11 protein-coding genes are annotated in these 12,587 nt (G+C 26.9%); 4 read left to right on the top strand and 7 right to left on the bottom strand.

What is annotated here, in order from left to right; genetic code table 11:
- Nucleotides 1-145: 145 nt before the first annotated feature.
- Nucleotides 146-2,041, bottom strand: a complete 1,896-nt coding sequence (locus RDX53_RS05950) for an ASKHA domain-containing protein (RefSeq protein ID WP_295677683.1) — start codon at nucleotides 2,039-2,041, stop codon at nucleotides 146-148.
- A gap of 173 nt (nucleotides 2,042-2,214) precedes the next feature.
- Here RDX53_RS05950 and RDX53_RS05945 point away from each other — a divergent pair, with 173 nt between their 5' ends.
- On the top strand, nucleotides 2,215-2,859 hold the full coding sequence (locus RDX53_RS05945) for a corrinoid protein (RefSeq protein ID WP_295762546.1): 645 nt from the start codon (nucleotides 2,215-2,217) through the stop codon (nucleotides 2,857-2,859).
- 129 nt (nucleotides 2,860-2,988) lie between these two features.
- Here the strand turns inward: RDX53_RS05945 and RDX53_RS05940 are convergent, their stop codons facing one another.
- Complete coding sequence (locus RDX53_RS05940; protein WP_295762544.1) at nucleotides 2,989-3,807, bottom strand: methyltetrahydrofolate cobalamin methyltransferase; 819 nt, start codon at nucleotides 3,805-3,807, stop codon at nucleotides 2,989-2,991.
- A gap of 1,220 nt (nucleotides 3,808-5,027) precedes the next feature.
- Nucleotides 5,028-6,164 (bottom strand): XRE family transcriptional regulator, encoded by a 1,137-nt coding sequence (locus tag RDX53_RS05935; RefSeq protein WP_295573817.1) that lies wholly within the window; start codon nucleotides 6,162-6,164, stop codon nucleotides 5,028-5,030.
- A 292-nt stretch (nucleotides 6,165-6,456) separates the two neighbouring features.
- Between RDX53_RS05935 and RDX53_RS05930 the strand changes: the two genes are divergently transcribed.
- On the top strand, nucleotides 6,457-6,951 hold the full coding sequence (locus RDX53_RS05930; protein ID WP_295573814.1) for a prolyl-tRNA synthetase associated domain-containing protein: 495 nt from the start codon (nucleotides 6,457-6,459) through the stop codon (nucleotides 6,949-6,951).
- 210 nt (nucleotides 6,952-7,161) lie between these two features.
- Nucleotides 7,162-7,746 (top strand): hypothetical protein, encoded by a 585-nt coding sequence (locus RDX53_RS05925; protein ID WP_195929704.1) that lies wholly within the window; start codon nucleotides 7,162-7,164, stop codon nucleotides 7,744-7,746.
- Nucleotides 7,747-7,810: 64 nt separating this feature from the next.
- On the opposite strand, the gene RDX53_RS05920 is transcribed toward RDX53_RS05925, so the two are convergent.
- Nucleotides 7,811-8,554, bottom strand: coding sequence for a DUF6241 domain-containing protein (locus RDX53_RS05920; RefSeq protein ID WP_195929703.1), 744 nt, complete (start codon nucleotides 8,552-8,554; stop codon nucleotides 7,811-7,813).
- The gene (locus tag RDX53_RS05915; RefSeq protein ID WP_195929702.1) at nucleotides 8,555-9,040 is read right to left on the bottom strand and encodes an RNA polymerase sigma factor; all 486 of its coding nucleotides are present in this window, start codon (nucleotides 9,038-9,040) and stop codon (nucleotides 8,555-8,557) included.
- Between the two features lie 147 nt (nucleotides 9,041-9,187).
- Here RDX53_RS05915 and RDX53_RS05910 point away from each other — a divergent pair, with 147 nt between their 5' ends.
- Nucleotides 9,188-10,759 carry a polysaccharide biosynthesis C-terminal domain-containing protein gene (locus RDX53_RS05910; protein WP_307993842.1) on the top strand — a complete coding sequence of 524 codons (1,572 nt, stop codon included), beginning with the start codon at nucleotides 9,188-9,190 and terminating at the stop codon, nucleotides 10,757-10,759.
- Between the two features lie 59 nt (nucleotides 10,760-10,818).
- On the opposite strand, the gene RDX53_RS05905 is transcribed toward RDX53_RS05910, so the two are convergent.
- The gene (locus RDX53_RS05905) at nucleotides 10,819-11,688 is read right to left on the bottom strand and encodes an alpha/beta hydrolase (protein ID WP_195929700.1); all 870 of its coding nucleotides are present in this window, start codon (nucleotides 11,686-11,688) and stop codon (nucleotides 10,819-10,821) included.
- A 242-nt stretch (nucleotides 11,689-11,930) separates the two neighbouring features.
- A complete protein-coding gene (locus tag RDX53_RS05900; RefSeq protein ID WP_195929699.1) occupies nucleotides 11,931-12,569 on the bottom strand; it encodes a zinc ribbon domain-containing protein in 639 nt (212 codons plus the stop codon).
- Nucleotides 12,570-12,587: the final 18 nt, after the last annotated feature.

Below are 12,587 nucleotides of genomic sequence, written 5' to 3'. Positions count from 1 at the left end.
ATATTTTTGGCATATTATCACCCTTTTAGTTTTGATTTAATCAATAAAAAAAATTAATTTATATTTTTTAAAACTTTATTGATTATTTTGGATTTTTTTTAGATTACTGCGAAAATATTTATTATATTTGTATCCAAAGCGCATATTAAATTGAGCTTACAGCAGCTTCTTCTGTTTGAGATTTTTGTGCTGGCTCGTAGATTCTCTCCATCATCATTCCATTTACAAAGTATTCTTGGAACTCTTTTCTATTAGATAATTCTATATATTTTGATGTATTTATCTTATTTACTATTAAATTTCTATATTCCTTAGACAATAAGTACATTTTTGCTCCACTACCTGCACAGTTTCCGATGGATTTAATCTTTCCATCTAATTCTAGAGGTATCATACCTATTTGTAGCGAACTTTTGACATTCATATAGTTTCCAAATCCACCGCCTAAGTATAGACATTCTATATCGTTAAAATCTAAATTCTTTTCCTTAACTAATATCTGTATACCAGCATTAATAGCAGCCTTTGCAAGTTGAACTTCTCTTATGTCCTTTTGAGTAAATGATATAATATCTCCATTTTGATCTTTAGCCAAAATATATTGCTTCATACCGTCAATTTCTACTAAATCTTTAGTCAAATATTCATATTCTTCAAATTCAAAGTCGTCGTCTTCTTCATCAAACATCCTACCAGTTTCGTCTATCAATGAGTATTTAATCATCTCAGAAACGGCATCTAAAACCCCTGAACCGCACACACCGCAAGGTGGTTTATTTCCAATTGTCTTTATCTTATTTTTTTTAGATAAATCTATCTCACTTATAGCTCCCAAAATGCCTCCTACACCGTATTTAATATTTGCCCCTTCAAACGCAGGCCCAGCCGCAGTGGAACAAGTTATAACCTCGTCTTTGTTACCTAGTGCCATCTCTCCATTAGTCCCCAAGTCTAGTAATAATGAGTATTTTTCTGATTCCAACATACCAGAAGACAATATACCTGCTGTTATATCGCTGCCGACATAACTAGATACGCCCGGCATTATACTTATATTTGATTTGAAGCTAAATCCTATATCTTTTGGACTGAAATTCATAGCTTCAGTAAATCCTGAAATATAAGGTGCTTTTGCTATATATTCTGGATCTATTCCTAAAAGAAGGTGAATCATAGTAGTATTTCCAACTATTACTGTATCGTATATATTATCTATATTTATATTGTTTCTCTTGCCTATATTTTTAACTATGTCGTTGATTTGACTCACTATAGAAGCTTTAAGTTTTTTAAGTCCATCAGAATTTTCTATCGTATAATTGATTCTAGATATAACATCTGCACCGTAATTTCTTTGATTATTAACCTCAGAAATTACATCTATTTGGCGTCCATCATAAAGACTCATCAAATATACAGCGATTGTAGTAGTACCTATATCGATTGCTAGACCATAGTTGTCTTTTGTTGTATCTGATGGCTCGATATCTATAATTTTGTTGTCAAATAAAGTTATAGTAAACTTATAATCGTCTTTTCTAATTGCTTTAGGTATTTTTCTAAGTATATTTAAATCTATATCTATATTTTCTAAATTAAAGGATTCTTTTAAGAAGTCTTTTATTCTCATTAAATCGTCTCTCTGGTCGTCTAAAGTAGGTTTTTCTAACACTATGTAGTGTTTTTTAATAGAAGGGTTTATTTTAAATTCTTTTTCTACACCACTTATCAAAACAGTCATATCTTTGATTTTGTTTGAAAGCTCTACTGTCAAATCATTCATAACTTTAGTATCACAAGCAAGCCTTACACCAGAATTTAATTCAGCTTCACTCAAATGCTTTTTACTTGATACTCCTATTTCTGTATTTTCTCTCAATCTGCATCTACATTTACCACAGCTACCGTTTCCATTACATGGTGTATCAAAATCTATATTATTTTTTCTTATAACATCTAAAAGATTGTCGCCTATATTGGCCTTACATACCTTTTCACCATCTTCAAGTATTATCTTTACATTAATTTTATTTTCCTTCATTTTTATTCCCTCCAGACTTTATTCATTTCTAAAAATTTTACAATTTTATATACTAATAAGTGATAGATTATATCTCATTTTCTACCTATAATTTAATTATATATAAGAAAATATCAACTAGTAACAAATACTATAAATATTTCGTTACTTATAGGTTTATAGGAGGTTATAATATGGATTTTAGTAAGCTCTCACAAAATGTACAAAAGGGTAACGCCCGAATGACTAATAAACTCGTTCAAGAAGCTCTAGCAGATGGTATAGACGCCTCTGTTATATTAAACAAAGGTCTTATCCCAGCTTTAAATGAAGTAGGTATAAAATTTAAGAATAATGAAATCTACGTACCCGAGATGTTACTTGCCGGTAAAGCAATGACTGCAGGTATAAAAGTTTTAGAACCTCTCTTATCTTTAACTGGTGCACAATTTATAGGCACTGCCGTAATCGGTACTGTCAAAGGAGACATCCACGATATCGGCAAAAACTTAGTCAAAATTACACTTCGTGGCATTGGCATTGATGTTTATGATTTAGGAGTAGATGTATCAGCAAAAGATTTTATACAAAAGGCCGAAGAAGTAAACGCTGACTTAGTCTGTCTTTCCGCCTTGCTTACAACAACTATGCCCGAAATCGGCGAAGTTATAAAAGAATTTAGAAAAGCAGGCATAAAAGATAAATACATATTTATGATAGGCGGAGCCCCAGTAACAAGCAACTTTGCCAAAAGAATAAATGCCGATTACTACACTGCAGATGCGGCGTCAGCTGCAAAACTAGCAGAAAAGGTGCTACTCCAAAAACATAAGAGTTAAAACCATATAAAATTGTAAGATTTTTAGTATTCAATTTTTAATTTTAAATTTGTTATTTAAAAGCAAAAGTGTTGCCCTTATTTAAACTAGAACAACACTTTTAACAAATTTTCAATAATATTTACATATTTATAAAGTATTTAATTGTTTAGGATTTCCAATTATACCAGCTCTAAATGCTTGAAGGTATTCTGCACAATATTCATCTCTACCTGCAAGCATTTCTGCTGTAACAATGCTTCCCATCATATCTCTATCAAGTGGATTTATAATAAGTCCGTCAAGACCTCTAGCAATAGCCATTACTGCGAAGTTTCTGTTTATATATTTTCTTTCTGGAAGCCCAAATGATATATTACTTAGTCCACACATTGTATGAATTCCTTTAAATTCAGTCGTAATAGCTGCTACAGAGTCTAAAAATTCAAATCCATAAGTATCGTCAGTACCTATAGGTTGAACTAATGGGTCTACATATATATTGTCGATTGGTACGTTGTTTTTAACTAAACCATTTACTAATTTATCAGCTATTTTTAATCTTTGTTCACAAGTTTCAGGCATTCCTTCTGAGCTCATACATAAAGCGACTATTTTTAAATCAGTTCCTGCTACAACTGGAAGTACAGCGTCGTATCTATCTTCTTCTAAAGATATGGAGTTTATCATTGCAGTCCCTTTATGTATTTGTAAAGCAGCTTCTAAGGCCTTTGGATCTGGAGAATCTATACAACATGGTATATCAACTACTTGTTGAATATTTTCAATCATCCATTTTAAGTGTTTAGTCTCAGTTCCTACAAATGTACCGGCGTTTACGTCTATATATGTAGCTCCAGCTTCTTCTTGGTCAACAGCTACTTGTTTTATATATTCGATATCGCCTTTATCAATCGCTTCTTTTATTGCTTTTCTACTTGAGTTTATCAATTCACCAACTATAATCATAAGATATTCCCCCTAATTGTTTTTTCATAACCAAATTTAATACAAATTCTCTATTAATTAGAGTTTTATTTACATAATTTTTTTATTGTAGCTATAATATTGTGATTTTATTTAATTTTATATATAATGTCATTTAATTTTTTCTATTACTTCACTTTTGAATTTTTATTTTTTTATATTTGTTTACTTTTTATATATTTTTCATAACCCTTTTAAACTAAATTATTTTATCTACTTTACCGTAAAATTAACTCCACCTCCTATAGATATAAACTTAAAAATTTCTCTGGGTCGTAAAAGTTGACAAGAGGCGTATTACACGACCCATTAAATAGATCAAATAAAACTATACAATTGTGGGATTCACATTATTTTGATTATATTGAATATAGGGATTTTCTCCCTTTCAATATATTTTAGATTTGTATAATGTTTATACTATTATTATAGAAAAATAGGCATTTTAATTATTGTAATAATTATGTTATTTTTAGAAAATTTCTTAAATTCGCTCTAAAAATAAAACTTCTCTTTCTAAAATGGCTTAATTTCAACGTATTTATTGATTACAAATCCTTATTATCACATATAAAAATTTTTATATTTTCAAAATATTAACAATAAAATTTTTTTCGATTCTCAATTATTTATTTATTTTTATTACTTTTTAGTAATTTTAAGATTTTTTGTATTTTTTTTAGAATTGTACAAGTTTTGCCCTTTGAAAAAAGATTGATAAAATTTTAATAAAAAATTGTTAAATTTTTATTTATTTTTCTTGAATTTGTGGTAATATATAAGTATAGTTTAAATATTTAAAAGTAAAAATCTTTTGTTAGGATGGAGTTTTGATAAATCTCCTGTCCCTACATTTGTTTCACCCGTAGGGATAACCCTTTCATGGCGCTGTTTTCTGTATTTAGCGCGGGATGGACTAATAGTATTTTATTTAACAAATGTAATCGTTTTACTTGGATTAGAATCACTTACTCAGCATTTTTTAAGCTGAATAAGTGATTTTTTCGATATTTTTGCAAACGTTTTCCCATTGCGAAGCAACTTGATTTTTTATATCTTACCCTGCATTGTTGCTATTTGCAGGTTTTTAATTTATTTTATATCTACAAATTCAATATTAGATTTAATATAAACCACAAACCAGATAATATATAATTTCCTTAAGATTAAAAAATCCCCTTGTTAAAACAAGGGGGTATTTTTTACGCTCTTTTTCTTTTAAAATCAACTTTTTTTACATTATTTTTATTGTTTTTTGTTTGTAATGTATTTGGTTTTAAATCCATTAATATCTCTAAATCCTCTGGATATAAAGTTATCCCTTGAGAATATAATTTATCTATTAAAGTTGCATTGCTCACTATATGATTTTCTATTAAAGCTTCATATGCCATTTTTAGTAATGATGAGTCAGTTAATTTAAACTTATCATCTAGTGGTTCAACTTTATTCCAACCTCTTTGTTGCCAATCGTTAAGTAGATAATTGTATTTTTTATAGCTTATTACACCTAGACTATATGCTCTATAAACTAATAAACTAACAGGTACTGCCCATTTAGCTTTTAGATTAACAAAGTCTTCTAATTCATTTGCTTCTTGAATACTATTTAAAAATGCTTGTTTTGGAAGTAAAAATTCAGCAGCAAATTCTTCACAGTCAAATTTCTTTAAAGGTATATTTAGTATATCACTAACTATATATCCTAATTCACAAGCTAAGTCATGATTTCTTATAGGCGCAATATTTTTATCTCCACCTAAAGCAATAACATATTTTGTATTTTTATCTACTGATTGCTTTTGAGTAAAAGGACTTGCACCCCTTCTATTAACATTCATATAGCTTATTATTATACCTTTTGCCGTCATTATATCACCTAAATTTAAAGGTGTTGGTTTTTCGTCATCCCATAAGTCCCAATGCTCTCTTATTTTTTGAGAAAGAACTTCCATAGAATCTCCTCTATGTAAATTATTAGGTAAGTCTAGTTGTGGGAAACCTATATAATCTTCAAAGAATAAAAATAATTTTCTTAACATAATTAATTTTTCTTTGTATGATATTTCTTCCATTCTTGGCAGTGTAGAATTTGGATTAAAGTGTGAATCCTCTACTAAAACTTTTATATTTTCATTATCATAGAAATATTCTCTTGGAAAATGAAGTATATTAGATAATTTTAATGCATTTTCTAAAGTTGGTTTATATTTATTTTCTTCAAAAGCTAATATATCTTTTTTATTTATATTTGTTTCTTTTGCTAAAATATCTATACTTTTGCCTCTATATACCCTAGCAATTTTTAATCTTTTTCCATTAAATAAATCTTTTTTCATTTTATTTTACTCTCTTTCATTATCAAACAAAAAACTTTTATAGATTATAAATAGAATTTTGTTTGATTTAGATTTTTTAACCTTTTCAATTATACTCAATATCAGCTATAATATCAAATAATATTTTAATCTTACAAATCCATAAATCTTGTAACTATTTCTTTTATATAGTATTATTATCAATATATTTATTATACTATATTTTTATATGTAGTATATTTTTGTTTTAATTAGGAAATATTTAATTTAAGATTTTTAAAATTTAAATTAAATGTATTAGGGGTGAATTTATATGAATGACAATAATGAACAAATAGTATTAGAAACGTTAGACAGATTACATATCAAATACGATATAACCGAGCATCCAGCTGTATTTACTATAGAAGATATGAATACACTTGGAATTATACTTGAAGGAAATGTCGTTAAAAATCTATTTTTAAGAAATTCAAATGGAACAAATCACTATCTTTTAGTCATGGATAAAAATAAAAAAGCAAACTTAAAATCAATAAAAACTCAAATCAATTCTACTTCACTTAAATTTGCATCTGAAGAAAGGCTAAAAAAATATTTAAATCTTACAAGAGGCTCTGTAACTCCCCTTGGAATCTTAAATGATACAAACTGTGAAGTACAGGTTTTAATAGACGAGGATTTAATAGGCGAAAAGAAAATCGGAGTACATCCAAATACAAATACGTCTACTCTATGGATTTCACTAGAAGACCTTGTAAAAGTTATACAAAACCACGGCAATCAAATTACTTACATAAAAGTATAAATAATAAAGCATTTATTTAATTATAATAATATTAAGTAAATGCTTTTTAAATAAATTTTTATTTTAATATTTTCTACATTAAATATTTTTATTTAATTAAAATTCACATTCGATTTCATAGGAATTTATTGGCATTTTGTGTTATACTTTTAAAGATACATAAATTTATTCTATTTTTAAAAATTCTATAATTATACAGGAGGTGATTATATGAAAAAAAGAAGAGTAGTATATATTATAATTTTTCTAGCTATTATACTTATCAGTGGATTCGTTATAAAAAATAACTTAAAAAGTAATACCTTAGAAGCGCAAACTGATCAATTAGATTCTCCTTCTGGAACTAAAATTGATGATAGTGAAGATAAATCTAATCAAAAAATATCTGATTTAAAACTAAAAGGTTATATATTATCAATTAATGATGGCGATGTAGATTTTGAACAAATTATGAAAAAAGTAAATCTACAAGATAAAAAACCTGTTTATAGTCAGCTATCTTCCACTTACAACAGTGCCGCAATTATACAAACGAACCAAAAAATAGGTCCAATTTATCTAGTTGATTGTAAATATGATAAACAAAAAAAGACATATTCTATAAATAAAAATTCAAAACAATTAATAACTGAATTTATACAAAATTGTGATGCTCTTGTTTTTTTACATTCAGTAGACTCTGATATTGCTAAAAAAGCTATTTTAATTGAAGCAAAAGATAAAAATTATTATTATCCTTTAAGTAGAAATACTTTAGATGATTTAAGTGGAGAAGCATTAACAGAATTAAAATAATATAATTTACATCAAATAAAAACTGCCCTATATTACAAGATCCATTCTAATATAAGGCAGTTTTTTATTTAAAATATTTCTCTTTTATCTTTTCTATACTCTCTTCATCCAAATCATACGCTTCACCTACACTACCTTCAAGCATCGACCATACTTTATTATGTACCTCTATAGCATTTGAGAAATTTCCTTCTTTCCAACTTTCCAAGCTGCTTCTAAAATAAATCCTTTGATATCTATCTTCTATATAATCAATACCTGAAAGTGCTTTTTCAATTGTATTTGGCGTGACTTCTGTACATTCCCACTTATATTCAGCTTTTATAAGCGTATTTGCAAGTGAATGTATTAAATTTAATTCATCTGCATTGGAAGTAGGATCTTTTACCTCATCTTCTTTAATTATTAGACTTGGTTTAGCATTATTTAAATCCATAGACTCTACTTCTCCACCTAATAATTTCATTAAATTATCTTTTTCTAAGAAATTATGAGTTCTAAGAAATATAGAATATATATTACCAAACTTCATAAATATATTTGGCTTAATTACTCCTATTATCGGCAATAATATTATGCATACTAATAATAAATCAATAAACCAACTAAAATAATAAGATTTTTTTTCTTTTTTTTCTTCTTTAAAAGGTTCATCAATTATATCTTCTAAATCTAGTGGAATCTTTATATTCTCTAAATCTTTCTTTGAAAAATAGAAATCCTTAATATCTTTTTTTATATCTTCATCTATATTTATGTCAATATTAGATATATCACTTTTCATATTATACGACTTTTTTTCCTCCATTTATAAATATTCACCCACACTTGCTTTTATTTTTTTTAATGATTGTCTAAAATAAATTTTAACAGTATCAGTATTTAAATCCAATACTTCCCCTATCTCTTCATCAGACAGATCAAAATAACATTTAAAAATAACTACATTTTTATATTTTACATCTAATAAATCAATCGCTTCATATAAATTTATTTTTCCATCACAATAATATTTATCTAAACTTTTATCTTTATCTAGCATACCAACATATTTTAAAAAATTATTTGTATTTATAATAGTTATTTTGTACAACCATAATATAATATTTTGGTTTTCATCTAATTTAGACATATTATCCTCAATAAAATACATCGTATCTGTCAATATTCTTTTAGCATCATCTTCATATTTAGTATGTAAAAATACCAATTTATACATCTGTTCAATATTATCTTTTATAACTTGCTTTATAGCTTTTTTATTTCCTTTTCTAGCTTTTGAGATATTATCCAAACCATTTCTCCTTTTCCTTCTATTAGAAATAATTTTACACTCTTTTTACATTTTCATCAACAATATAATATGTACTATAAATTTCATAAATTTTTTTCAATTATAAATCATATAAATAAATATATTGAATTTAAAGGAGAAAAACTTATGAGGAGAAAAAATCTAATTATAAACACATTTTTATTGACCTTTTCTACCATGACCTTAGGCCTTATAGGTATGGTATTTCGAATATATTTATCTAATCAAATTGGTAGTGAAGGTATGGGACTTTATCAATTAATTATGAGCATCAATGTTTTTGCATGGACTATAGCTATTTCTGGTATTAGGGTTACACTTACAAGGCTTATTGCTGAAGAAATTGGTAAAAAAAGTAGCAAAGATAAAATTAGGCGTTTACTTAGATGGGGTTTTATATATACATTATTTTTTAGTTCTATATCTGCCTTAGGTTTATATTATGGCTCTCACTTTATAAGTACGGTATTAATAGGAGATATTAGAGCTCAAGTTCCTCTAGAAATACTCTCATTTAGTATGCCATTTATAGGTATCTCTGCTTGTTTTAATGGGTATTTTTACGGTTGTAGAAAAGTTATAAAAAGTATTACTGCTGATTTTATAGAAAATATAACTATGATGGTTATAGTTACTTTTTTTATAACTTCTTTTTCAACTGCAAATTTAGAATATACTTGTTCTTACATAACTCTCGGCATGACTTTAGGAAGTATTATAGCATGTTTTTGTGCTTACCTTATGTACATATTTGAAAAGAAAAATTCGCCTGCTATTAAAATGAGAACATCGAAAAAAACTATATTTACAGAATTAATTTCAGTTGCCCTTCCTATTGCGGGAAGTGCATATGTACAGACATTTTTAAGATCAATAGAAGATATTTTAATACCTAAAGCATTAAAATCATACGGTTCATCAACAGCAACTTCTCTATCAATATTCGGTGTAATTAAAGGTATGGCATTGCCACTTTTAAATTTTCCATCAATATTTTTAGCTTCATTTTCAACGCTTATAATACCTGAAATTGCACAATATAACGTATTAAACAGACAAAAATCAGTTAATTTTGTAATATCAAAAGTAATAAAATTCACGCTTATAATAGCATTATTTTCAACGGGATTTTTTATAGTTTATTCAAACGAATTAGGACAAAGTTTGTATCACAATAGCGAAGTCGGTCTTATGCTTAAAATATTAGCTCCATTAATACCTTTTATGTATCTCGATAGAATTGTAGATGGTAGTTTAAATGCATTAGACCAACAAGTCTATACATTGAGATATAACTTAATAGATATGACAGTTAGAATACTTATTATAAACTTATTAATTCCTATGTTCGGTATAGAGGGCTTTATAATGGTTTTATTTATAAGTACAACACTTAACTTCTCATTAAGCGCTAATAGACTTTTAAAAGTCACAAAACTAGATTTTTCTATTTTTAATTGGATTATAAAACCGATTATATCTATATCTATTTCATCTTTAGCTATAAAAGAGTTGTTTCATTTTCTAAATACTAATAATTTAGTTGTTGAAGGTATCCTTATTTTTATAGTGTATGTAATTTTACTATGTCTATTAAAATGCATTTCTAAAAAAGACATTACTTGGTTTATAGATGCATTTAAAAAAGACCCTAAAAAGAGCAATTGGAGTGCATTAAATCTATATAAACAAATCTAAAAATAAAAAAAGATTGATGTAGAAATTTAAATATTAAAACTTCTATATCAATCTTTTATCTAGTCTATATTTTTCATAAATTCTACAATACTGTCAACTGTCTTTTGTTTTTGATCATCTCCACTTATCAAAGCACTCTCATCATTATTGTATTTTCCATAATCACCAAATTGTGAATGATTTGCACCCTCAATTTCAACATAAGTAGTACCTGGTGGTAATTTTTCTTTCGCATCTATTAAAGATTGGAAATCTATTACACCATCTTTACTACCCCAAATTGATAAAACATTCATATTAACTTCTTTTAAATATGAATCTGATGGATATGAAGATATTAATACAACACCGTCAATATTATCTAGCTTTGAATTTACATATCTTGTCGCAACAAGACCTCCTAGTGAATCACCACCTATAACCCAATGCTCTATATTGTTGTATTTGTTCATAACTTCATTGGCTTTATTTTTACCAAATGCAGAGAAATTAAATGGCATATCTACAGCAACAACTTGATAACCTTGTTGTGATATCATTTTGCAAATTTTTGCATATGCCTTAGCATCTACTTTTGCTGCTGGATATAATATGAATCCTTTTGTTGGTGTTATGTTTGTAGGCGTAAAGCATATAAAATTATTGTCTATGCTTACTGTTACAGCATCATCACTTTTCAAATAAGTTTCTGCTTCTGATGTTGGAGCATAGTAGCTAGTTAGCCAAATAAAAAAACCTAACACTGAACAAATCAATAAAATTAAAACGGCTTTTATTATAGCCTTATTCATCGATTGTTTCTTAAGCTTTTTTCTTTTTTTTGCAATTTCTGCTTGCTCTTCCTCGTAAAGTAAAGGCTTCTCTAGCTCCATAGTAATACTACAGGTGTCGTATTCCCTTTTTTTAGACCTTACTTTATCTTTCTTCATTTTAATCCCTCCAAGTTTATTCATACTATTATAGTTTAACACAGTTAAATATATTTTTCACCTTCTGAAACCTTTCAATTTTGTATCTTTTTCTTTAAGTTTTTGTAAACTTTTTGATTATGTATAAAATAAAAATACTCTCCAATCAAAACCTTTATGGTTTTATATCAGAGAGTATTTATATATAATGCTATAAGTTTTGATTTACTTTATCCTAATTCACATCATTTATTAGAGAAACCTTATTTATTTAATTTTTCTTTATCAAGTTCAAAATCATCATTATTTTCTTTTATATCAATTATATGTTTAGGTTCTGTATAATTTTCAAAATCGTCACCTTCATATACTTGTATTTCATCATCATTTTCATCTACTTCTTCATTGTAGTCAAATTGTTCTTCACAGTCATACTCGTATTTATTTAAGTCTATATCTTTCTTTTTAATTATTTTAGAGCCACAACAAGTACAAAACTTAGAATCAGAATCTATCTTGCTTGCACAAACATCACATAATATAAATTCCCTATCTTTTTTTATCTCCCTGCCACAATTAGGGCAGAATTTTTCATTATTTTTTGATATATAACCGCACTCACAAATAGGTGTATGTTCATCGTGGCCTTCTATATTTGCTATATCTAACATTCTGTTGTATATTTCTAAGTCTAGTTTTTTTATTTCATAAGTTAATTCTCCAAATATACTTTCATCTATAAGACCTCTTCTTATTTTTTCATATGCTGAGATTCCAAGCTCCATAATTTTTTCACTTTTTTTATCTTCAAAATCTTGAATTTCTTTTTCTATTTGAGATTTTTTCGATCTATGCTCTATATTTATAAACTTACGATTTATTGTTTTATCATTTGATTTCATTATTATATACCTCTCTTT

Origin of the sequence: uncultured Intestinibacter sp. (genome assembly GCF_902468165.1) — a bacterium.
Lineage (GTDB): Bacteria > Bacillota > Clostridia > Peptostreptococcales > Peptostreptococcaceae > Intestinibacter.
The sequence above is the reverse complement of the archived record's forward strand: the minus strand, read 5'-3'. Positions and strand labels throughout refer to the sequence as shown.